This is a genomic window from Bacteroides caecigallinarum (genome assembly GCF_016902295.1).
Classification (GTDB): domain Bacteria; phylum Bacteroidota; class Bacteroidia; order Bacteroidales; family Bacteroidaceae; genus Phocaeicola; species Phocaeicola caecigallinarum_A.
The window spans coordinates 1-24,790 of record NZ_JACJLQ010000023.1; the positions used below are offsets into that span (position 1 = coordinate 1).

17 protein-coding genes and 1 pseudogene are annotated in these 24,790 nt (G+C 38.9%); 7 read left to right on the plus strand and 11 right to left on the minus strand.

The window, feature by feature from the left end:
• Positions 1–148: 148 nt before the first annotated feature.
• Positions 149–1,765 carry a RagB/SusD family nutrient uptake outer membrane protein gene (locus tag H6A27_RS09080; RefSeq protein WP_204508467.1) on the minus strand — a complete coding sequence of 539 codons (1,617 nt, stop codon included), beginning with the start codon at positions 1,763–1,765 and terminating at the stop codon, positions 149–151.
• 21 nt (positions 1,766–1,786) lie between these two features.
• Positions 1,787–4,732: pseudogene (locus H6A27_RS09085) on the minus strand (SusC/RagA family TonB-linked outer membrane protein).
• A gap of 335 nt (positions 4,733–5,067) precedes the next feature.
• Here H6A27_RS09085 and H6A27_RS09090 point away from each other — a divergent pair.
• Together H6A27_RS09090 and H6A27_RS09095 are read left to right on the plus strand one after the other, a co-directional pair.
• Positions 5,068–7,401, plus strand: a complete 2,334-nt coding sequence (locus tag H6A27_RS09090) for a glycoside hydrolase family 20 protein (RefSeq protein ID WP_204508468.1) — start codon at positions 5,068–5,070, stop codon at positions 7,399–7,401.
• Positions 7,402–7,420: 19 nt separating this feature from the next.
• On the plus strand, positions 7,421–9,502 hold the full coding sequence (locus H6A27_RS09095) for a glycoside hydrolase family 20 protein (protein WP_204508469.1): 2,082 nt from the start codon (positions 7,421–7,423) through the stop codon (positions 9,500–9,502).
• 85 nt (positions 9,503–9,587) lie between these two features.
• Here H6A27_RS09095 and H6A27_RS09100 read toward each other — a convergent pair whose 3' ends face one another.
• Positions 9,588–10,529, minus strand: coding sequence for an NAD(P)H-dependent flavin oxidoreductase (locus tag H6A27_RS09100; protein ID WP_204508470.1), 942 nt, complete (start codon positions 10,527–10,529; stop codon positions 9,588–9,590).
• A 240-nt stretch (positions 10,530–10,769) separates the two neighbouring features.
• Here H6A27_RS09100 and H6A27_RS09105 point away from each other — a divergent pair, with 240 nt between their 5' ends.
• The 4 genes from H6A27_RS09105 to H6A27_RS09120 all read left to right on the plus strand — a co-directional run bounded on the left by H6A27_RS09105 (position 10,770) and on the right by H6A27_RS09120 (position 14,860).
• Entirely contained in the window at positions 10,770–12,140 is a 1,371-nt protein-coding gene (locus tag H6A27_RS09105) for a S8 family peptidase (RefSeq protein WP_204403516.1), read from the plus strand.
• A gap of 45 nt (positions 12,141–12,185) precedes the next feature.
• A complete protein-coding gene (xseA, locus tag H6A27_RS09110) occupies positions 12,186–13,484 on the plus strand; it encodes an exodeoxyribonuclease VII large subunit (protein WP_204508471.1) in 1,299 nt (432 codons plus the stop codon).
• 10 nt (positions 13,485–13,494) lie between these two features.
• Positions 13,495–13,704, plus strand: a complete 210-nt coding sequence (xseB, locus tag H6A27_RS09115; protein WP_204403520.1) for an exodeoxyribonuclease VII small subunit — start codon at positions 13,495–13,497, stop codon at positions 13,702–13,704.
• A 136-nt stretch (positions 13,705–13,840) separates the two neighbouring features.
• The gene (locus H6A27_RS09120; RefSeq protein WP_204508472.1) at positions 13,841–14,860 is read left to right on the plus strand and encodes a branched-chain amino acid aminotransferase; all 1,020 of its coding nucleotides are present in this window, start codon (positions 13,841–13,843) and stop codon (positions 14,858–14,860) included.
• 153 nt (positions 14,861–15,013) lie between these two features.
• On the opposite strand, the gene rpmA is transcribed toward H6A27_RS09120, so the two are convergent.
• The 8 genes from rpmA to H6A27_RS09160 form a co-directional block, all read right to left on the minus strand.
• The gene (gene rpmA / locus H6A27_RS09125) at positions 15,014–15,274 is read right to left on the minus strand and encodes a 50S ribosomal protein L27 (protein WP_204403523.1); all 261 of its coding nucleotides are present in this window, start codon (positions 15,272–15,274) and stop codon (positions 15,014–15,016) included.
• Between the two features lie 20 nt (positions 15,275–15,294).
• Positions 15,295–15,612 (minus strand): 50S ribosomal protein L21, encoded by a 318-nt coding sequence (rplU, locus tag H6A27_RS09130; RefSeq protein WP_204403525.1) that lies wholly within the window; start codon positions 15,610–15,612, stop codon positions 15,295–15,297.
• Between the two features lie 288 nt (positions 15,613–15,900).
• On the minus strand, positions 15,901–18,036 hold the full coding sequence (locus H6A27_RS09135; RefSeq protein ID WP_204403527.1) for a peptidylprolyl isomerase: 2,136 nt from the start codon (positions 18,034–18,036) through the stop codon (positions 15,901–15,903).
• A gap of 96 nt (positions 18,037–18,132) precedes the next feature.
• Positions 18,133–19,389, minus strand: a complete 1,257-nt coding sequence (locus tag H6A27_RS09140; RefSeq protein WP_204403585.1) for a hemolysin family protein — start codon at positions 19,387–19,389, stop codon at positions 18,133–18,135.
• A gap of 40 nt (positions 19,390–19,429) precedes the next feature.
• Positions 19,430–20,056, minus strand: a complete 627-nt coding sequence (lptC, locus tag H6A27_RS09145) for an LPS export ABC transporter periplasmic protein LptC (protein WP_204403529.1) — start codon at positions 20,054–20,056, stop codon at positions 19,430–19,432.
• Between the two features lie 5 nt (positions 20,057–20,061).
• Complete coding sequence (locus H6A27_RS09150; protein WP_204403531.1) at positions 20,062–21,423, minus strand: tetratricopeptide repeat protein; 1,362 nt, start codon at positions 21,421–21,423, stop codon at positions 20,062–20,064.
• A 51-nt stretch (positions 21,424–21,474) separates the two neighbouring features.
• Entirely contained in the window at positions 21,475–22,755 is a 1,281-nt protein-coding gene (gene bamG / locus H6A27_RS09155; RefSeq protein ID WP_204508473.1) for a BamG family beta-barrel-assembly machinery protein, read from the minus strand.
• Positions 22,745–23,470, minus strand: coding sequence for a type III pantothenate kinase (locus H6A27_RS09160; RefSeq protein WP_204403535.1), 726 nt, complete (start codon positions 23,468–23,470; stop codon positions 22,745–22,747). Before H6A27_RS09160 ends, bamG begins: the two co-directional genes overlap by 11 nt.
• Before the next feature lie 146 nt (positions 23,471–23,616).
• Here H6A27_RS09160 and lnb point away from each other — a divergent pair, with 146 nt between their 5' ends.
• Positions 23,617–24,789 (plus strand): lipoprotein N-acyltransferase Lnb, encoded by a 1,173-nt coding sequence (lnb, locus tag H6A27_RS09165; RefSeq protein WP_338083600.1) that lies wholly within the window; start codon positions 23,617–23,619, stop codon positions 24,787–24,789.
• The last annotated feature ends 1 nt before the right edge of the window (position 24,790 follow it).

Below are 24,790 nucleotides of genomic sequence, written 5' to 3' on the forward strand. Positions count from 1 at the left end.
AATACTGATAACTTAAATTCCAAATCAAATTTTCGATGTGTTGATTTCTTCTTTCCCATTTTAATCTCTAATTTGTTAAAACGGTGTAAAGTAAATCTGTATTAAGTCACCTGTTTTTTCAGATGATTTTCTTTGACTCTCCGAAATATTAATATCCCTTATTCTGTTTCCAGTTGGTATTGGCGTTTAGTATGTCCTGGCTTAATGGGAAGATTCTTCTTGTGAGCTGTGCGTTGTCTGGATTTATGTATTTGAATCCCCATGCACGTTCGTATTCACCGAAGCGTATCAGGTCATTCCTGCGCCAATGTTCATCCAGAAACTCACGTCCGCGCTCGTCTAAAATATCTTTTAATGACGGATTTCCGGTAATATCAGGGGCATTTACATAACCACGTATTTCGTTAAACAGCTTCATCGGAGTGTCGCCTAATGTCGGGTCTCCTCCACGGGTAATGGCTTCACATTTTGTAAGAATGATATCAGCATAGCGGAAGATTGGGATATCATTGTCCTGATTACGACTGTATGTGTTATAGTCATTAGGGTCCGGATAGAATTTTATAGAGCGATAGCCTTGTCTGGTTCCATTCGCACCGACATCAAGGTCACCGTCTTCTCTGATTAATGTGATATGTTTCGTAAACTCTACCTGATTCCCTTCATAAATATGAGGTCTGTCAGTAACTTCACCTGTTACAGGGTCGTACTCATTGATTAATGTTGTTTCCTGTGACGGATCACCTACTATTACGTCATTACGTCTGTCACCTAGTAAACAGAATAATTCTGCATACTCCGGATTCATGGCAAAATTTCCTCCACAACTTGGTGTGAGAATTGTGGTATAAAAACCATTAGCGCCTCCGTATCTCCATGTACGGTAACGGGCATAGCACATTCCTTGGTTAAGAGTCGCGTCGTATGGAACTGCATAGATGAAATCTTTGATGTGAGGTCTGTTATTATACATGAATTTTGTTTTATAATCATCGCTCAAATCGAACAAACCTGATTCGATGATACGGTCGCAAGCTTTTATACAATCATTCAATTTTTCGTTTGCCGCATTAGGACTCCAGTTTTCACTTGTAACATCTTGGGTATAAACATTCCAGTTGATATACAGTTTAGCCAAAAGAGCATCTACCATCCAGCAAGTAGGGGTACCGTAGGTTGATGCATCTACTTTACTTGGGCAACCGTCGCGCACTTCAATCAATTCCGATTCTATCCATTTTGCCACATCAGCCCGTGGAGAACGGTCTATAGTTTTCTGTCCGTCAGTAATTGTATAGTCAACTATAGGGGCGTCTCCAAAGTTATCCATAAGGAGAAATGTATAGAAAGCACGTGCCGCACGTACAGGGTTCGATATTTCCGGATTGTTTTCACCCAAATCGCGTAACAAATCATTGCAAATTGTTATACCGGCCAGAATGTCACTGCAAACATTCAACTGATTGTTGTTGGCGGATGCGTCCCATGAATGAGTGGAGCAGTTTGAATACTGTCGTCCGTCGAGCCATCCTCCATCGAAGCATACAGCCGAATATTCATCGGAACTTAATGAAAGCAATTCGTCATATCGGCGGTTTAACGGTGAACGGAATGCATAATATGCATTGTTTACTCTGGCTTCCATCGCAATTTCCGAATCGATGGGATACTCGGTAAACTGTGATTTTATATCAACATCAAGATTGGTGCAACCGATTGTTGCAATCGCCAACATGGCGCAAGTAAATATATTTTTTGTTTTCATATAATTCGTTTGATTTCTGATTTAGAAGTTCATATTTACGCCTACCATAAAGCTTCGTGTTCTTGGGTAGTTGCTGTTTCGCATATCCATACCTGGAGTCAGTCCTCCTAAATTTACTTCAGGGTCAATACCCTTGTATCCGGTGATGGTGAACACATTGTTGCATGTGGCATATACACGCAGATTGTTTACATAGTTGCCTATTTTGCCGAAATTATATGAAAGGCTTAATGTTGACAGACGCAGGTAAGAACCGTTTTCCAGGTACCTGGTTGAAGGTGCCTGTGCGCGTGAGTCATTGGCGTGTTGTTCTGTTGCAACATCTGCAAGTATGTTTTTACCGAAGCTTTTAAGTAAAGTAGGATCGCTGTACGAAGCGCGGATAGCATTGAATATCTTGTTTCCTGCCACTCCCTGGAAGAAGGCGCTCAATGACCAGTTTTTCCATGTCAGGTCATTGCTCCATCCGTAAGTAAGTTTTGGCTGTGCCGAACCGGCTTTGCGTCGGTCGCTGTTGTCGGGAGCGTCGGTCGTACCTACAAGGTTGCCGTTTTCATCGTAATCATTGAACAATGACATTCCGTTTTCATCGTATCCGGCTCATTCCCAAAGATAGAATTGACCGATTGGAGCTCCTTCCATCAATCGCTGCACATGCTGGTTGGAATAACTGTTGATGTTAGGATCGGCCATTTCAATAAAATTGACAGTATATTCCGAGTTTGACATTGATTCTACCATATTTCTGTTGTGTGACAGGTTGATAGTCGTATTCCATGTAAAGTTCTTTGTCTGTACAGGGACTGCGTTGACAGTTATTTCAATACCTTTGTTGCTTATATCTCCTACGTTAGCCACCATTTCACTGTATGGATATAGAAGTGTAGAAACTCTGTAAGGATAAATTAGGTCACTGGTACGTTTGTCGTAATATTCTATTGTACCTGTTAAACGGTTCTTGAAGAAACCGAAATCTATACCAATATTCAGCATTCCTGTTCTTTCCCATTTCAAATCCGGATTAGAATTACGTGTCGCGCCCAATACTTTATAATTATTCCCGTCTGCTGCTGTAAACCATCCTGTTGAGCCGTAAACCAGGCGTGATGTGAATGCGTCGAATCCCAAAGAGTTACCACTTACGCCATATCCTACACGAAATTTCAAATCGTCAAGGATATTCTGGTTTTTCATGAAATCTTCCTCAATGATTCTCCATGATGCTGAGACTGAAGGGAAAGTACCCCAACGGTTGTTTACTCCGAATGCGGAGGATCCGTCGCGTCGTATTGTAGCCTGTAAAAGATACTTGCTTTCGTAACTGTAGTTTATACGTCCGTAATACGATATCATACGTAAAGTAGATAGTAAATGTGAGCCGTTTAGATTTCCGGTTCCGTCTATATCAATGTTATTTGCCAAAGACATATTGTAATATGATAGGGCGTCGTTATAGAAATTGTATGCTACGAGCCCAAAACCATCGTTATTATCGGATTGTTCCCATGAATAACCAAGCATGACATCCAATTTGTGAATATCATTAAACGTATGATTCCAGTTAATATAAGTTTCAAGCTGTTTTTTGATATTTTCGGAAGTGCTGCGTTCGGCCTGTCCTTTACGTGAAGTATAATCTACAATCTGCGATTTTGATGAATGGTAGTTGTTGTAAATGTATTGTTCGTTCTGATAAGACAAGTTAAGATTCCAGTCAAGTCCGTCAATAATATGTGCGGTGGCTTTTGCGACACCTTGCAATAACTTTTGAGTTGTCTTGTAGCGGTCTTCATTTATAAGTGATGCCGGATTATAATATTGTGATGTAGTTCTGTGGTACCATGTGCCGTCATCGTTCTTTATTGGATTTAATGGCAAATAGTAGTTCATGGCATCCAATGCGCTTCTTCCTTCATTGTTTGTAGGACCGTTTTCGCTATTTGAGACACTTGCATTCAGACTTAATGAGAAATCAAGCTTATTATTGAATGCCTTGCTTTGTAAAAACGAGCGGGCTGTCAGACGGTCCATGCCTGTGCCGCGAACCGTACCCTCACGTTCAATATAATTAAGCGACGCATTGTAGGAAGTCTTTTCATTTCCTCCGTTTATGGATATGTTGTGATTGTGGCTGAATCCTGTGCGTAGCACTTCTTTCTGCCAATCGACATCTGCAGGATTGTTGACATCGTAATAGCCTGACAAATCAATGTCATTGGCTGCGGCATAATCAAGAACTTGGTCGGCTGACATCATGTCAAGAGTCTTTATCGTTTTGTCCCAAGCTACATAGCCGCTGTAATTTACACTTGTCCTGCCGTCTTTTTTGCCTTTTTTTGTAGTTACAAGGATTACACCGTTTGCGGCTTTTGAGCCATAAATGGCTGTCGCAGATGCATCACGCAACACATCGATACTTTCAATGTCTTCCGGAGCAATCAGAGAAAGACTGACTCCCGGCACACCATCAATTACATAATAAGGCTCCATAGCCTCACCGGTACGTAATGAAGATGCACCTCGCAATGAAATGGAAGCTGCACCGTTAGGGTCGCTTGTGTTTGCTATTGTAAGTCCGGGAACTTTTCCTTGAAGTAGCTGTGCCGGAGATGTGTAAACACCTACATTTAAATCTTCGGCCTTTACAGTAGTGATAGAACTTGTTATATCTTTACGCTGCATACTGCCGTAACCAATAACAACAACTTCTTCCAGTGCCTCATTGTCTTCTTTCATTTTGATGTCGATGACGTCTCTGTCTGCCTTGATTTCCTGTGTGAGAAAACCGATATAGGAAAATACCATTATCTTGCCATCTACTATGGTTAACGAATATTTTCCGTCAATATCAGTTACACAACCGTTCGCAGTTCCTTTTTCTACTACATTTACTCCGATGAGTGGAAATCCGGTTTGGTCTGTTACAATACCTGTTACTACTCGTTGAGCAAATGCATACGTACCAATCTAAAGGAGAAAAATACTTGACAGCATTTTTCTTCTGACGTTTTTAGATAATTGTACCTTTTGCATAATTCTTCTGTTGTTAAATTTTGTGTTTATTTTAATTTTACGGTGCAAAATTATGCATGGGTTGTTACATGAAAGTTTCAAAGAAATATCAATGCATTTACATACTTATATATTAAAATATTGCTTAAAATATCCTTTTGTTAATATTTTATTTTATAAAATACGTTCTTAAATAATTGACTTTCAAAAAGTTTTTATTAAATTTACAACGATAATGTGATGTACCTTTATTCAGAAAGAAATTTCTAACCAACTTAAATATAATCAAAATGAAAACAATCATTAAAACAAGTTTGCTTGGATTGACGTTTGCTGGTGTAATTCTGGCATCTTGCTCGTCCGGAGAAACAGCAAAAGCTGACTATCAAGTGGTGCCAATGCCTTTGGAAATTTCTGCTGTTCAGCAGTCTTCTTTTTTGCTTAAGAACGGTGTAAGTATTTACTATACCGCCGGAAATGAGATGATGAAACGAAATGCGGAGTTTCTGGCATCTTATATCAAGGAACAGACTGGCATAGAACTTAAAACTCAGGAAGGTGAAGGAAAGAGTGGAGGAATATCTCTTCAACTTGGATTGGATAATGCTAATCCAGAAGCTTATCAGTTGAAAGTAACAGGAGATAATGTAGTAATCAGTGCGCCGACAGAAGCCGGTGTTTTCTACGGCATCCAGACTTTGCGTAAGTCAGTAGCTGTAAATAAAGCATCAGCCATTGAACTTCCTGCAGTTGACATTGTAGATAAGCCAAGATTCAGCTATCGTGGTATGATGCTGGATGTTGGTCGTCATTTCTTCACAATGGATGAACTGAAAACTTATATTGATATTCTTGCCCTTCATAACATCAACCGTTTTCACTGGCATTTGTCCGAGGATCAGGGATGGCGTATAGAAATAAAGAAATATCCTAAACTTACGGAGATAGGCGCTTACCGTAAAGAAACCGTCATAGGACGTAATTCCGGTAAATATGATGGAAAACCGTATGGAGGTTTCTATACTCAGGAGCAGGCAAAGGAAATTGTGGACTATGCCGCAAAGAGATATATCACGGTAATTCCGGAAATTGATCTTCCAGGCCACATGCTTGGAGCATTGGCCGCATATCCTGAATTGGGATGTACAGGCGGACCGTACGAAGTGTGGACACAGTGGGGAGTTTCGGACAATGTCCTTTGTGCCGGAAATGACAAGACCATTCAGTTTATAAAAGATGTATTGGCAGAAATCATTGAGATATTCCCTTCTGAATATATACATGTGGGCGGTGATGAATGTCCTAAGGATCAGTGGGCTAAATGTCCTAAATGTCAGGCAAGAATCAAGGCTTTAGGACTGAAGACTGATAAAAAGCATACAAAGGAAGAGCGTTTGCAGAGTTATGTCATACACGAGGCTGAAGCGTTCCTGAATTCAAAAGGTCGTCAGATGATTGGTTGGGACGAAACACTTGAAGGTGGTCTGGCTCCTAATGCTACAGTTATGTCATGGCGTGGCGAAAGCGGTGGTATTGAAGCAGCCAAACAGAAACATAATGTTATCATGACTCCAAATACATATTTGTATTTTGACTATTATCAGTCTAAAGATACAGACAGTGAGCCTTTGGCTATAGGCGGATATCTTCCGATGGAACGTGTTTACAGCTATGAGCCTATGCCTTCGTCTCTTACTCCTGAAGAACAGAAGTACATCATTGGTGTGCAGGCTAATCTTTGGACAGAGTATATCCCTGTCTTCAGTCAGGCTGAATATATGGTTCTTCCTCGTATGGCTGCACTCTGTGAATCTCAGTGGTGTGCCCCTGAAAAGAAAAATTATGATGAGTTCCTTAAGAGACTTGTGAGACTTGTTGATATATACGAACTTAATGGTTGGAACTATGCTAAACATATATTCGATGTAATGCTGACTCTTACTCCTGATACGGAAAGTGGTACGCTTGATGCATCGGTACGTACTGTAGATAATGCTTCAGTTTACTATACATTAGATGGAACTGAACCTACTGAACAGTCTCAGCTTTATACTGGTGTGGTGAAAATAGACAAACCTTGCGTGTTGAGAACTGTTGCCATACGTCCTAACGGAAAGTCACATATTACTACTGATACTATTACTTTCAGTAAATCATCAATGAAGCCTATAACAATGCTTCAGCCTATAAATAACCAGTATAAGTTTACAGGTGAATCAGTATTGGTTGATGGTATGACCGGAAATATGAATTATAAGACAGGCCGTTGGCTGGGATTCTATAAGAACGATTTGGAAGCTGTGATAGATTTGAAGAATGTAACGGAAATATCTTCATTGACTATGCGTACACTCGTAGAGAAAGGAGACTGGATTTTCGATACAAGAGGTATTACAATTTCAGTTTCGGATGACAACAAGACTTTCAAGGAAATTGTTTCAGAATCTTATCCTGCAATGAAGGAAACAGATGCGAATAAGATTTATGTTCATCATTTTGACTTCTCTCCTGTCAAGACACGTTACGTAAAAGTTAAAGCGTTGTCGGAACGCAGTATACCATCATGGCATGGCGGAAAGGGTAGTCCTGGTTTCTTGTTTGTGGATGAACTTACTATAGAATAAAATACCAAAATCTGATTATATGAATATTAAGAAAAAAATCTCATTGATTTGTTTTTCTGCTATGGCAGGAGCCATGATGATAAACATGACGTCGTGTGCGGATAAAGTTGTTGAAGGAAAGCTGTCGGTAACTCCGGTTCCTTCGGAAGTAAAATGGCAGAATGGAGTGTTTAAGCTTAACCCTTCCACTACATTTACAGTTGATGCCACTGAGGCTGACAAGAATAACCTGACGTCTTATCTGCTGGCTTCTCCTTTGAAAATAAAATCATCTGAAGCAGAGAACGGAGATAACCGGATTGTACTGAAGGTGGTTCCGTCGCTGGAAGGTATAACATCTACCGAAGGCTATAGACTTTCCGTTGATGGGAAGGGAGTGAAAATTGAAGCCTTGTCCGGAGCCGGATTGTTTTACGGTGTTCAGACATTATTGCAAATGGCAGCTGAATCTTCAGAAATACCTTTTATAGAGATAAAGGATGAACCACGTTTCCAGTATAGAGGTATGATGCTCGATGTGTCACGTCATTTCTTTGATAAGGATTTTGTGAAGAAACAGATTGACCTTCTTGCATACTACAAGATAAACCGTCTTCATCTGCATCTTACTGATGCTGCCGGATGGAGACTTGAAATCAAGAAGTACCCTCGCCTTACCGAGTTTGCTGCATGGCGTCCGCAGGCTGTATGGAAAGACTGGTGGACTGGTGATAGGAAATATTGTGAGCAGTCGGACCCAAGAGCACAGGGAGGATATTATACTCAAGATGAAATGCGCGAACTTGTGGAATATGCGGCTCAGAAGTACATTACGATTATTCCTGAAATAGAGATGCCGGCACATTCGGAAGAGGTCCTTACCGCATATCCTGAATTGTCGTGTACACATGTTCCATATAAGCAGGCTGATTTCTGTGTAGGTAATGAGAAGGTTTTCGAGTTTCTTGAAAATGTACTCCTTGAAGTGATGGAAATATTCCCTTCCGAGTATATCCATATAGGTGGTGATGAGGCGGGAAAAGCATCATGGAAGACATGTAAGCTGTGTCAGGCCCGTATGAAAAAGGAGGGACTTAAGGATGTTAATGAACTTCAGAGCTATATGATACATCGTATGGAGAGATTCTTGAACAGCCATGGCCGTAATCTTTTGGGATGGGATGAAATTCTTGAAGGAGGACTTGCTCCGAATGCTACGGTTATGTCATGGAGAGGAACTGAAGGTGGCATAAAGGCTGTTAAAGCCGGTCAGAAGACAATTATGTCGCCGGGTCAGTATTGTTATCTTGACGGTTACCAGGATGCGCCATATTCACAACCTGAAGCTATTGGAGGCTATCTTCCATTAAGCAAGGTTTATAGCTATAACCCTGTGCCTGATTCGCTTTCAGCTTCGGAGAAAGAACTTATATATGGTGTTCAGGCCAATCTGTGGACAGAGTATGTGCCTACAGAAGAACATGCAGAATATATGCTTTATCCACGTATGATAGCTTTGGCGGAGGTAGCATGGTCCGAACAGGAAAATCGTTCATGGGAGGATTTCCATGCGCGGGCATTGAAGATAGTTGACGAGCTCAAAGAGAAAGGTTATAATCCATTCGATTTGAAAAATGAGATAGGTAACCGTAAAGAAGCTCAGGCTCCTGTAGAACATCTTGCTTTAGGAAAGAAAGTGAAATATAATGCCCCTTATTGGGATAGCTATCCTGCTAATGGAGAGGCAACTCTAACTGACGGCCTTCGTGGAGGGTGGAATTATAATGACCAGCTATGGCAGGGGTTTGTAACAAAGAATAGGGTTGATGTTGTGATTGATTTGGAGAAAGAAACAGAGATTCATTCGGTAGCTGCAGACTTTATGCAGATTTGCGGTCCGGAAGTATTCATGCCTGCCAAGGTTATAATTTCTGTATCTTCAGACGGTGAAAACTTTACCGTATTGTCTGAAATTCCACATGAGGTAGTGAGAGATGATGAAGTCTCTTTCAAGAACTTCGGCTGGACAGGAACGGCCAAGGGCAGATATGTACGTTATCAGGCATTGGCTAGCGACAAGTTTGGCGGTGTGCTGTTTACCGATGAAATAGTAGTCGAATAAAGTGTTCTGTTGTGTGACTTTCAGTCTGCAAGTAAGTGGTTCTGCTTATATATGCCCTACTTACTTGCTGACGGGAAGTCATTTTTTATATGGATGAAAGATGATTTATGCTTTCATTGTATTCATTTATCATGCTGTGTATAACTTCCGAGGCGGAAGGAATGTCGTTTATCAGACACGATACCTGACCTATTTCAAGTTCGCCAGCAGATAAATCACCTTCAAATATTCCTTTCATTGCCCTTCCTTTACCTAAAAGCTCTGACAGCTCTTCGGCTGAGGCTCCACGGTTTTCTGCAGCTTCTACATCACGGTAGAAATCGTTTTTTATCAATCGCGTTGGTACAAGTTTCTTTAAAGCCAGCATAGTATCTCCTTCGTTAAGTTCGGTACATAACTTTTTGAAGTTCTCATTAGCCGAACTCTCCTTTGTGATGGCAAAACGAGTTCCTATCTGTACTCCTTCAGCACCTAAAGCGAATGCGGCAAGCATCCCTTCTCCCGTTGCTATGCCTCCTGCTGCTATTAAAGGAATGTCAAGGTGTTTTCTGATTTGAGGAATAAGGACCATTGTTGTGGTTTCTTCCTTGCCGTTATGTCCTCCGGCCTCGAAACCTTCTGCCACTACAGCATCTACTCCTGCTTCCTGACATTTAAGCGCAAACTTTGTGCTTGCCACTACGTGAGCGACTTTTATTTTGTTTTCGTGTAGCATTGCGGTCCATGTTTTGGGGTTTCCGGCAGAAGTAAATACTATTGGTACATTTTCTTCTATCACAACCTTTATCAGCTCTTCCGAGTATTTTGAAATTAATGGAATGTTCACTCCAAAAGGTTTGTCGGTTCCAGCCTTGCATTTCTGTATGTGCTCTCTCAAAACTTCAGGATACATTGAGCCTGCGCCTATAAGTCCCAGTCCTCCTGCATTGCTTACTGCAGATGCAAGTTTCCATCCGCTGCACCATACCATACCACCTGATATAATGGGGTATTCTATTCCGAAAAGTTCTGTTATTCTGTTGTTCATGGCTCTTAATTGTATGGTATTTTTTATTTCTTCAAACTTACGCAAAATCAGTGAATATTCCTTGTAACAAGCATAAAAAATGAGAAAATAGTGTATTGATAAGTTTGGGAGAGAACGGACTGTCGTTTAAAATAGAATTAGCTGTCATTTAAACTTAAATGACAAGGCGTTTTCAGCGTCTCATAATTCTTGTTTCTTATTTATTTGTCCTATCTTTGCAAGTCATAACACATTAACTCTATGAATATAAGGATTGTAATACTGTTTTGCTCGCTGTTTTTCGGTTATTTCCATTCATTCTCCGAAACATACAAATATCGTGTCGTGTTAAGAGATAAGTCTGCAACTGCCTATAGCATTGACCGTCCGCAGGAATTTCTGTCAAAACGTGCTTTGGAGCGTAGAAGCAGGCAAGGAATAGGTATTGACTCTATAGATTTGCCTGTATGTAGAACTTATATTGACCGTCTGGTAGAGCAGGGAGGGGAATATCTGATGCAGAGTAAGTGGAACAATACTGTGCTTATGCTTACACACGATGAGGAAACAGCAAACAGATTCAGACAGAATCCTTTTGTATTAGATGTCCGAAAGGTATGGGTGTCTCCTGATACAATTTTCCCGCGAAATAATGATAGAAAAAAAGAAGTGACAAATAAATGGACTAAAACAGACGAATATTATGGTGTTGCGGCTAATCAAATAAAGATTCATCACGGTGACAGCCTTCATAATGCAGGTTTCCGTGGCGAAGGCATGCATGTGGCAGTGATTGATGCCGGATATTATAATGTTGACAAAATGAAGTTTTTCCGTAAATTGCATATACTTGGGACTAAAGATTTTGTCAACCCAGAGTCGGATATCTATGCTGAACATAATCATGGATTGAAGGTCCTTTCGTGTATGGCTGTCAATATTCCCAATGTGATGGTTGGTTCAGCTCCTGAGGCATCGTATTGGCTTCTAAGAAGTGAGGATAATGATACTGAACAGCTTGCCGAGGAAGACTACTGGGCTGCTGCAGTTGAATTTGCTGACAGTGTAGGTGTAGATGTGGTAAATACATCATTAGGATATTATGAATTTGATAATGCTTCTGACAATTACAGGTACCGTGACCTTGACGGACGTACTTCTCTTATGTCGCGCTCTGCTAATATGGCTTCTACAAGAGGAATGCTGATAGTTTGCAGTGCAGGAAATTCCGGTGCTTCAAGTTGGAAGAAAATAACTCCTCCCGGGGATGCTGAAGGTGTGCTTACGGTAGGTGCCGTAAATACTGACGGTGTAAACGCGGATTTTTCTTCTGTCGGCAATACGGCTGACGGACGTATTAAGCCTGACGTTATGGCTGTCGGGTTCCATTCAAGTGTTGCCGGACCTAATGGTGGTACGGCGTATGGTAACGGGACATCTTTTGCTTCTCCTATATTCTGCGGGCTTGTCACATGTCTATGGCAGGCATGCCCGTGGCTTACAGTAAAAGAAGTAATTGATGTGGTTCACCAAGCTTCGGACAGATATGGTTATCCGGACAATATATTTGGGTATGGAATAACTGATATCTGGAAGGCATACAGGTTAGGACAAGAAATGAAAAAACAGTAATAAATCACCTTTTGACTACTTTCTGATATATATCCGAATGATATTATGGAAAATGAAGTAATGTCTTTATATGAACTGAATTCATTGGTCAGGCGAGGACTTCGTTCTTGTCTGCCTGACGAGTATTGGATACAGGCGGAGCTTAGCGACGTCCGTTCCAATTATTCAGGTCATTGTTATCTTGAGTTTATACAGAAAGATCCGAAAAGTAACGCTTTGGTAGCAAAGGCAAGAGGAGTGATATGGAGCAATGTCTTTATGCGATTGCGCCCATATTTCGAGCGTGAAACGGGACAGGCTTTCGTCTCAGGAATAAAGGTAATGGTAAAGGTTACCGTAGATTTCCATGAGCTGTACGGATTTTCTCTAACTGTTGTTGATATTGATCCTGCATATACTATAGGCGATATGGCGCGCAGAAGAAAGGAAATTCTGAAGCGACTTGATGATGAAGGTATTCTGACGATGAACAAGGAACTTGAAATGCCCGAACCTCTGCAAAGAATAGCCGTCATTTCATCGGCAACGGCAGCCGGATATGGCGACTTCTGTAATCAGTTGCATTCCAATAAGTTCGGCTTTGTGTTCTATACTAAGCTTTTTCCGGCAATAATGCAGGGTGACAGGGTAGAGGAGACTATAATCTCTTCACTCGAAAGGATATATGAAGAGTGTGAAAATTGGGATGTTGTGGTGATAATACGTGGTGGAGGAGCTACTTCTGATTTGTCAGGTTTTGATACATACGATTTGGCTGCTCATTGCGCCCAGTTCCCGTTGCCAATAATAACTGGTATAGGCCATGAACGTGACGATACTGTTATCGACATGATATCTCATACAAGAGTGAAAACTCCAACTGCTGCGGCTGAATATATAATAGGTATGATGCTTCAGACAGCAAGTCGTCTGGAGGAACTGGAAGAACGTATCCGTAGCGAGATTCCTGTACGCCTGAATGCTGAGTTTGAACGCTTGAACAGGATTGTAGCTCGTATCCCATTGGTTGTACAATCAAGACTCCAGCATGAGTATATGAAGTGCGAACGTATGTATTCCCGTCTTGTTATGTCGTGGCAAAAACGTTTTCTTCTAGAACAACATCGTTTGGATGTCTATCCACGACTTATGTTGCGTATCCGTTCTATTATGGATAAAGAGACGCATAAGATAGATTTGATGGAAAGAATATTGAAGTCTGCTTCTCCTGAACAGCTCCTGAAACGCGGTTATAGTATTACTTTTAGTAATGGAAAGGCAATAAAGGATGTTTCAAAATTAAAATCAGGTGACGAGGTGGAAACAGTATTGGCGACAGGTAAATTCAGAAGTATAGTAAAATAAGTATAAAACTATGGCAGCAAAAAAAGAAACATATACTGAAGCCATGAAGAAGCTTGAGGCTATTGTGGCTAAAATTGAAGGTGGTGAACTTGATATAGACCAGTTGGGCGAGAATCTTCAGGAAGCACAGAAACTCATAAAATTCTGCAAGGATAAACTGTATAAGGCAGATGAGGAAATAAAGAAAATGCTTGACGACGGACGTACTGACGAAGAATAATTAATGTAAGCATTATATTACAGTTTAATGGTTTTGGTTTAAATATTTATTGTAAAAATTGGAATATGTAAATTAAAACCTTACATTTGCCGTCAAAGTAATAATATAGAAACAGAAAATATTTAATAATATAGTTATGAAAGAAATTGACTGGTCTAATTTGTCTTTCGGTTATATGAAGACAGATTATAATGTACGTTGCTATTATCGTGACGGCAAGTGGGGTGAATTGGAACTCTGTTCTGAAGAAACATTAAATATACACATGGCAGCCACATGTCTGCACTATGGTCAGGAAGCGTTCGAAGGGTTAAAGGCCTATCGTGGAAAAGATGGAAAAATCCGTGTGTTTCGTCCACAGGCAAATGCCGAACGTCTGCAGAGTACTTGTAACGGTATCCTTATGCCTGAATTCTCTACTGAAATGTTCTGCGAAGCTGTTAAAAAGGTGGTAAAGGCTAATGAACGTTTCATACCTCCATACGAGAGCGGAGCTTCTTTATACATCCGTCCGTTGCTTATCGGTACAGGTGCCCAAGTTGGTGTTCATCCGGCAAATGAGTATCTTTTCGTAGTGTTTGTTACTCCTGTAGGTCCTTACTTTAAAGGTGGCTTTGCTACTAATCCATACGTTATTATCCGTCAGTTCGACCGTGCTGCGCCTCTTGGTACAGGTACTTTCAAGGTTGGAGGTAACTATGCCGCCAGTCTTCGTGCTAATAAGATAGCACACGATGCTGGTTATGCAAGCGAATTCTATCTTGACGCAAAAGAAAAGAAATATATCGATGAATGTGGTGCTGCCAATTTCTTCGGTATTAAAAACAATACATACGTAACTCCGCTTTCTACATCAATCCTTCCTTCTATAACAAACAGAAGCCTTATGCAGTTGGCAGAGGATATGGGATTGAAGGTTGAGCGACGTCCTATAGCTGAAGAAGAACTTGAAACATTTGAGGAAGCCGGAGCATGTGGTACAGCAGCCGTTATCAGCCCTATAGAGCGTATTGATGACCTTGAAAACAATAAATCGTATGTTATCTCAAAGGACGGGAAACCAGGTCTGATAAGTCAGAAATTGTACAACAAACTTCGTGCGATACAGTATGGCGATGAGGCCGATTCTTATGGATGGGTTATGATTGTGGAATAATCCTATAATTAATATATTTTGAGACGACTAAGTACGAATGGCTTGGTCGTCTTTTTTTTGTATGTTTTAGGTACTTGCTTGATGATAAAAAAAATGAGGATATATCGGTTTTATTGATATATCCTCATTGAATAAGTTTAAATAGGAAGTATATTATGCTTCAGCAGGAACAACAGAAACAAAGCTTCTGTTTTCACGTCCTTTCTTGAAACATACTGTACCATCTACCAATGCGTAAAGAGTGTGGTCACTACCCATACCTACGTTTTTACCTGGATTGTGAACTGTTCCTCTTTGACGAACAATGATGTTACCAGCTTTACATGCTGAACCACCGAATATCTTTACGCCTAATCTCTTGCTTTCTGATTCACGACCGTTCTTAGAACTACCTACACCTTTTTTATGTGCCATTTTCTTCTACTTTTTAATGATTAAGCAATAACTTGTTTGATTGTCAATTCTGTAAACTGCTGACGGTGACCGTTCAGTTTTCTGTAACCTTTTCTTCTCTTCTTGTGGAATACAAGTACTTTATCACCTTTAACAAGGTTAGATTTTACTTCGCAAACCACTTTAGCACCTTCTACAGTAGGAGCGCCTACAGTTACATTACCATTGTTGTCAACCAACAATACTTTGTCAAATTCAACAGTTGCGCCGTTTTCAGCGTTCTGAATGTGGTGTACAAACAGTTTCTTGCCTTCTTCAGCTTTGAACTGCTGACCGTTAATTTCTACAATTACGTACATTTTAAATAAATATTAAACGGGTTTCTTCCGTAAGGTGGATTGATTCGTGCAATCACTTTTTTACCTTGGCGGACTAAAATCGGCTGCAAAGTTACTTTAAATACTTTATATAATCAATCTTTTGCGGATATTTTTTTGATAATTATCTGTTTTACTGCATTTTTTATATTTATAAGTAGCATTATTCAGTTTGTCGTTCCTATAACCCCGGAGGATTTAATGCATAAAAAATGAGGACATGCGTCAGGCATGTCCTCAAAGTATCTATGAATATTTTTATTCGTGTTATTAGAAGTACAAATAACGATTGTCAACAACTTTGGATTTCTGATAAAGATCGTTGATAAACTGAGTGGCAAATCTTGAGTACATGTTTGTAAGACTTGTCTCTTCTGATTTAGCATCAAATTTTTCAGTTCCGTTTTCTTTACTTAATACCTGTACCATGTAAACACCCGCATTACCTTTTACGGGAGTGCTTGTTGCATTTACAGCTGTTTTTGCGGCAATAGCACCGATAACAGGTTCGCTACCTCTTGTCATTGAAACATAAGCAGGAGCAGAGAAAGTTACATGCTTGATAGTATCACTGACTGCATTTTTTATGGCTTTAGCCTGATCAATAGAAGTACAAGCCTTCATGTCGGCCATGATTAATTCAGCTTTTTTGTCGCGACGTAATTCTGCGCGTAGCATGTCGGCTACAGAATTTATGTTGCGATAGCCTTCAGGATTGATTCTGTCAAGAGCGGCAACCATTATATGGTCGTTGTTTCCACATTCGTAAAGAGGAGAAACATCACCTTCCTTTGCACTGAATATCCAGCGGATAACTTCTTTTGTAGATGGTATTCCGCCAACATAGTGTTCTGCAGAAGAGAAGTCAGAGCGTGGAACGACAGTATATCCGTATTCTTCAGCATTCTTTTCAAGCTGTTCTATTGAGGTGCTCTGGGCTACAAACTGGCTGAATTTGTTGTAAGCGTCATTGTATGTGTCATTACTGAATTCAACATTACGCTTTACTACCGCAACTTTATATTTGTCTTTCATGCTCTTCTTGTCCATAACCTGAAGGATTATGTTGGCCTGACCAATGTTCAGTTTGGCAAGTTCCTTAACCGGCTGACTGATAAGAGTCTTGATGAATGTTTCGTTTTCATTGTTAAGCTGGGCGCCTTCCCATGTATTTGCGTTAACCCATGTTGATTCACCTGTCTGACCATAAACCTTAGCGATTTCTTCAAAGTTTGCTCCACCTTTTATGGCATCATAAATACTGTCTGTAAGAGTTTTTGTCTTTTCTTCAGTATCAGCATAAACCTGAATCTGACGGAACTGTATTGAGTCCGGTGCGTTTACCTTAGCCAAAATCTTGAAAGCATTGTATGAATCGTCTGTTTGGTTATAATATGGTCCGAACACTTCGTTCATACCGATTGAATCGAGTCTTGCTACAACGTCTGAAGGCAATACTGACTTGTTGACAGGAATGTCAGAGTAGGAAACTGCAGAGCCTGTAGTACGGATAAAAGCAGCAAAGTCAGAAGTTGTGTTGTTAAGTTGTTCACTGTATTCAGTCACTTCGTCCAAAACAGCTTTTCTGTCAGCATCTGAAGGTAATACCTGAACATCAACATAACGGATGTCACGGGTTTCAACCAATTGTTTGAACTGTTCTTTCTTTTCGCTGTATAGTTTCTTGATTTCATCGTCTGAAATCTTAACCAATGAATCGTTTATTGCCGAGTAAGGAACAGCGGCCATAAGCAGGTCGCTCTGTTCTGTACGGGCTTTGAATGCATCTTCAGCAGAAGCTGGATTCGCAATCAATGATTTAGAGATAAGATTCTGGTATTTTTCTGCCAAAGCAGACTGTTTAAGTGTTTTTTCTACGAAATTCCAGAAATTACCCATTGTCTGATAGTATTCTACATACTGTGCAGGCATTTGGCTTGTGCTGAGGTTGGAATAGTCAACAAGAAACTTTTTCAACATATCCTTATCGAAAGCACCTGTCTGAGGGTTACGGAATGGTGTATTCATCAATAGAGGGTGTGTACCTTCGTCTATGATAGCCTGGATTTCAGCGTCAGTAACTGTTAGTCCAAGTTTTTCTGCCTGCTCAGCAATAAGCTTGTTGTTAACGTATGATTGCCATACCTGGTCTTTTACACTTGCAAGCTGAGTTTCGTTCAGCGATGACAAACCGTTTGTAAGTTTGATCACTTCAGTGTATTCATCAACTAACTTTTGATAATCCTGAGCAGAGATTTTCTCTCCATTGATTTCTCCGATGTCTTGCCTTCCTTGATGTGGCTGGAGTACTTTCCAAGCGTCGCCTGCAATAAATGCGAAGAGGGCAATACCGATAACAATGACCAATAATGGTCCTTTGCTTCTAATAGTTTGTAAAGTTGCCATTTAAATTTATTATTTTTTGTTTATTGTTTTTCTGTAATTAGCGCACGAAGATACGAAAAATGTTTATGAGTTGCTATTTTCTATAGAAAAAAATGCTTATTTCTGTATTTTCAGTTTTACTAATTCTATTTTTGTATTAGTCGCTTTGACAATATTGAATTGGAAATTGTCAATTACAATGTTTTCATGAGGTTTTGGTATTCGCTGAAATTCATTTATAATCAGTCCGCCTAATGTCTGATATTCGTCACTCTCAGGCAGCTGCAAACCGAATTTTTCGTTAATATCTTCTATTTCCAGTCTGCCGGACAATATGTATTCGTTTTCGCTTAAAGCTTTCGCTACAGTGTTTTTATTATCGTGTTCGTCTTCAATGTCACCAAGTAGTTCTTCTACAAGGTCTTCGAGTGCTATTATTCCTGACGTACCTCCAAATTCATCTACAATTACTGCAAGAGTTTTTTTCTGTTGCATAAGTAATTTCATAAGTTTGTTTGCAGACATGCTTTCTGGAGCGACCGGAATTGATTTTATGTTTTTCTCCCAATCATCCTGTGTATTGAACATCTCTGACGAGTGGATGTAGCCTATGATATTATCTATATTATCGCGATATACTATGATTTTACTTAATCCGCTGTCAACGAAAACCCTCATTATTTCTTTCTTTGGCGTACCTGTTTCAACAGCGATTATTTCGGTTCTTGGAATCATACAGTCCTTCACCTTTATACTTGAAAAATCAAGCGCGTTTCGGAATATCTGTATCTCTGTATCTATTTCCTTTTCTTTTACTGTCTCATCGTAGCTGCTTTCAATAAGATAGTCAAGATCAACTTTGGTAAACGCTTTTTCTCTATCCTCTTTCTTTATTTTCTTTCCTCCTAATATAAGTATTGCTGTAGATAGCATAGCAGAGAATTTGCTTATCGGATATAAGACTAAATAACAGATATACGTTGGTATGCAAAGGTATTTTAATGTTAGATTAGGATTAATCTTGAATATAGTCTTCGGAAGAAATTCGCCTGTAATTAATATTATAAGGGTTGAAATTATTGTTTGTATTACAACCAGTAAAGCCTCGTTTGTAATAATTCCTGCAAGTAGCTGCTTTTCAATAATTTCAGCCATAAGAATACCATATATTACCAAGGCTATATTATTGCCAACCAACATCGTTGATATGAAATTGTTTGGATTTTTGTAGAATACAGTGAGTATTTTAGTGGAGAAGTTGTTTGACTTTTCCATTTCGAATCTTAGCTTGTTTGAAGATACAAAAGCTATCTCCATTCCTGAAAAGAATGCAGAAAAAGCCATTGTGACAAGCAGTTCTATGATAATACTAATTTGCATTATTTATTTGGCTTATATGTGTTCTGTTATTTTTTTAGTTTACGTTCGATGTTGATTTAGTTGTGTCGGCAGGAGCAGTGTCCTCTACGGTAAAGACACCGGTTGGAGTGAATATTTCGTATTCAGTCATTTCCTGATTAGAATCGAAACCATATCCTGTCAGGACTTTGTCAGTCTGTTCAATCTTTATAAACTTGTCGGAATATATTCGTTCTTTTGACTGATCCCAGAATAAAAGCTCAGTGTCGAATTTGTCTCCTAACTGGTTTTGTATATGCACATTACCTCTTAACTCCCATATTTCCTTTTTTTCATGGTAATATGCAGTGTCGGCTTTTATACTGGCATCAACTCTGAAAAGAGTGTCGAATTTCTCAAGGTACAGACCTTTCTCAAATGCCCAATATGGAGGATTTTTTTTGCTGAAGACTAACCATTCGTCTGTTACTATCTTGTATCTTATCATACCTGAGTCGGATACATAAGATACTATGCCTGTACTATGCATGTCAGGCAGTGAGTCGTTTTCGTCAATGGCAGCGGCAAGTTTTTTATCTTTGTTTCCGCATGACGGGAAAAAAAGAAACATAACAGTTGCCCAAATGGCAACTGTTATGCTTATAATGTTTTGTGATTTCAAAAGGTTGTGTCTATATGACATACATTTTATCTGATTGTAGTTGTTTCGCCAATCCATCCGCCGATTGTTACTGTGTGTCCTTTGCTTAAACCAAGGAAGAACAAATCTTCATCTTTCGGAGTGTAGGCAGAATAAGTTCTGATAAGTTCGTTAGCTTTGTCAGTTACGCTTGGATCAACACTCTTAGCGCGCTGCAATTTATCGATAACAGCAAAGAATGTACATTTGTTCAAAGCGCCTTCATCGCTCCAGTTAGGGCTTGAAGCATACATTTGTGCTATCAAAATATAAGCGTCGCCATAATTGTTATTGAACGAGATTGCCTTGTTACAGTACTGTTTAGCGCGGCTTAACTGTTTTTTGCTGAAAAGTATAACACCGGCATTGTAGCAATATTCTGCTTTCTTAGCAGGATCCTGTTCCAATTCGATAGCCTGGTCGAAATAACTTATACTTTTGTCAAGGTCTCCTTTTTTGTAATACATGTAGCCACATCCTGCAGCAGTAGCAGCAGTTGGTTCGATAGAATGTGCTGCTTCGGAAGCTTCGAAGTATGCTTCTTCTTCAGTACATTTCAATAATTGCATAACTGTTATTACCTGTTTCAGGTATTCAAGATTTGTCTTGTTCTGAGCAACCTTTGGTCCGTAAATGCTCTGTAGATTTTCGCATGAAGCTGCACCACTATTGATGAAATAGGCATCTACATTATCTTTTGTAGTTTTAAGCAGTTCTTTTGTCTTTGCTTTCTTCTCTGCTTGGAATGCGGCATCAGCATATCCTGAAACTGTCAGATAATCCTGAATGAACTGTTCTTTGTGGTTGTCGTCTGCTTTAAGTTTGCGTGATGATATATCCATCATGTCAAGGAACATAAAGTAGTCTGATTTGTCTTTCTCCATGTCAACACCTTGTTTTGCCCATTCGTATGCTTGGTTAACATCAAGGTTGTTGCCTGAAAATACAATGTAATCATGGACTTTCATACCTATGATAGAGCCTTCAGTAGTTTTAGTCTTAACAAGTTTGTTAAGCTGTGTAAGGTATTTGATACGCTGGTCATGAACAGCCATCAATTCGTCAAGGTAAGCTTTCTGCTGAGCAGGATCCTTTGTGCTTTGTATTAATCCACGAAGAATCTTGGCACCATTAGTGTAAGTACCAACCTGTGCAAAAGGTGCTTCTGTGAATACTGCTTTCCAAGGATTATATGCGTCCTTGAAATTGTCAGTCTTAACATATTCAGTATAAATACTGATGTTCTGAAGACAACGGATACTGTCTTCTCCGTGTCCAAATCTAGAACCGTCTTCTACTCCCTTTTGAGCAAAAGTAGCTGTAGTACCTAATGTTAGGGCGCACAGCATTGTAAACATCTTCATTCTCATCGTATTATTAATTTAATTGTTTATTGTGTTATTATCATGTATTTGATGTGATTAATTTACTTTCCATTTCATGAACCATGGTTCGTTTAGTGTTAAACCTATTTTTATAACGAATCTGTTTTCTGACATTAAATTACTTGAACTTGGAGAGAGGTTTATGTATTGCCCTGTTATGCTTAGGACAGTCTTGCGCTGGAATAATGATAAAGGAAAACCAAATCCGGCACTTACTCCTATTTCTCTTGCACCATCAGAATAAGAATTGCCTTCAACGTTGTCCGGTATTTTTATATATGGCAAAGTGTAATAAGCTCCGGCTCTATATGAAATTTTTTTGAAAAAATTCTTTTCTAATCGGTTTGGTGTATATTCAAATCCAACGGCTATCTTGTTGCGGTCATTATACATACCGGCAACGCTCGATAATTTAGCTTTAGACCACTCTTGCAAAGTGTAATCTGCAGCGACAGTTAACTTATCCTTGTATTGGTATGCAAGTCCAATTCCGTATGTTGAAGGTATGTCGTATCCTTTATAATATGAGTTTTCTGATGTAGAAGAATAACTGCTACCGTCTGTTACCTGAGTACCTATAACTTCTGTTGAGTTTAAGTTATGTCCCAAACTGTATGATAATCCTAATGTAAGGCTATTATCTTTATTAAATGGTTGAGTGTACTGTAATCCTAAATCAAGTTTATAGCTTTTTACATTAAGATTTCTGTAATTGATAGTATAGTCACCTCCGTTGCTAAGGGTAGCTGTTGTGCTGTATTCCTGTTTACCATATAGGTAACCGATATTGGCACCGATTGACAGGTTATCAATTATTTTAAAACCTAAACCTCCGAAAACTAAATTGGTACCGCCGTCTCCAGTGTATGTATTTGTAACAGTAACGTCATTGCTGTTTGATACGTTATTGGTTGTATTGAAATTATATCCTACAGTAGAAAAAGGTGTAAATCCGATAGCCATTCCGATTCTTGGATGAAGGCGGAATTGTATAGCCAAATAATCAAAGCTGGAATTTCTTGCATTGGATTTAATATTGTTCTCTTCGTAATTACAACTCTTCATGCTGAAACCAATATCAAACATGAATGAAAGTGAATCTACTGAAGTATATGATGCAGGATTCATTGGGTTGATATGACGGCTTGAACGAAGCGCATGTCCGACTCCGCCCATAGCTGCATTACTCGTGAAGACTTGATCCGACAAGTCTCCAACCCCAAATCTTGTATATGGAGAGTTAGTGCTGGATTGAGCAAAAGCACATACTGATGCTGTTGCTAATATAGCGCTAATAAGTACCTTTTTATTCGACATTATAATTTAATATTCTGTTTAAACCTTTTAAAACTAAAAATCTATCTGCAAAGATGATACTTTTTAATTTTGTATCAAAAGAAAATCTGTCTCCGCCAGTTAAAAAAACTAAAAGGTCGGGATATTTTTTTTGTAATTGAGTTATATAACCCTTAATTTCAAATTCAATACCTTTGATGACTCCAGCTCTTATTGCGGTGTCTGTGTTATATCCTAATTCCGGTAAATCTCCACCTTTTTCTATTAAAGGAAGTTTGTCACAACAAGCACTTAATGATTTGAACCTTGTGTAAATCCCTGGTGAAATGTTTCCTCCCCAATATGTAGCATTGGCGTCAATAAATTCGTAAGTAAGAGCTGTACCGGCATCTATGACTAACAGGTTTCTGTTCGGCATCAAATAATTTGCCCCTACTACTGCAGCCAAACGATCCATGCCTAAGGTTTTAGGAGTTTTATAATTGTTGGTAATTGGTATAGGGGTTTCATGTGTCAATTCCAATATAGGGAAATCAACACTTGCCAATTGCCTTTTTATTGTATTGCTTAATGTTATTACAGAAGCAATTATACATCTGTCAATATTATATTTGTGACAAAGTATTTTCATACAGTCCAAGGAATGGTTTGATCCTCTAAGTATCTCAACCTGTTCGTCACCGTCGAAAACAGCTAATTTTGCAACTGTATTTCCTATGTCTATTATTAAATTCACACTCTATAATTTTGTATTGCTTGCAAAGTAAAAGAAAAAAAGGATAAGAATTGCAATAAAATAGATGTTTTGTTTCATATTTATAGATAATTAGTCTTATTTTTGTGTCGAAAATTACAAAAATACATTTATAACAAATTATGTATATCAATAAAATAAGAATATTTGTCTCTCTGTTAATGATTTGGGGAATTACACTGTCTTATGCACAAAAACGCGACAGTATCCAGTTTAGTTTGCTTACTTGTTCTCCCGGAACTGAAATATATTCTTTATTCGGACATACAGCAATACGATATCAGAATTTTACTAAAAGCAAGGATTTGGTATTTAATTACGGAATGTTCAGTTTTTCATCGCCTAATTTTATATATCGTTTTGTTAAGGGTGAGACGGATTATCAGTTGGGAGTAAACGATATCAGATCTTTCAAGGCTGAGTATATGTTTAGGGGGTCAGCTGTATATCAGCAGGTCCTGAATCTTACGTATAGTGAAAAAATAAAATTGCAGGAGCTTCTTTTTACAAATTATCTTCCACAAAACAGGGTTTATAGGTATAATTATTTTTATGATAATTGTACCACAAGAGCTCGTGATCAGATAGAGAAATGTATAAACGGAAAAATTGAATATCCTGCTTCCGCCCCAGAAAAGACTTTCAGGGTTATAGTGCATGAATTCACTAAAGGATTCGAGTGGGAAGAGTTTGGCATAGATCTATGTTTAGGAGCTGATGCTGATAAATCAATAGATATTCGTCAGCAGATGTTTTCTCCTTTTTATATGCGCTCTTTCGCTGAAAAGGCTCATATAAAAGATGAAAATGGCGGTATAAGACCTTTAGTGTTAAAGGAAGAAGTGATAGTAGATGCTGATACAATTGATAATGAAGATAGCGCTTTTCCTTTTAGTCCTGTGGCTTGTGCCACTTTTTTCCTTTGTTTAAATTTAGTGATAGCATTTATTCAGATTATAAAGAAAAAGATATATTGGATTTGGGATTTATTTCTGTATTTGTCCCAAGGACTTGCAGGATGTATAATCGCTTTTTTGTTTTTCTTTTCAATACACCCTACAGTTGATTCCAATTGGTTGATTCTATTGTTTAATCCAATACCGTTATTATATTTGCCGTTTATGATATATAATGATATAAAACGAAGAAAAGACAAATGGCATATAGTAAATTCCGCGTATTTAACATTTTTTATAGTGTTATTCCCGCTAATACCGCAAGAAATTAATTTATCAGTATTACTTTTGGCGCTCGGTTTGTTTTTTAATGCAGTGAGCCATCAGATTGTTTATAGAAATTAAA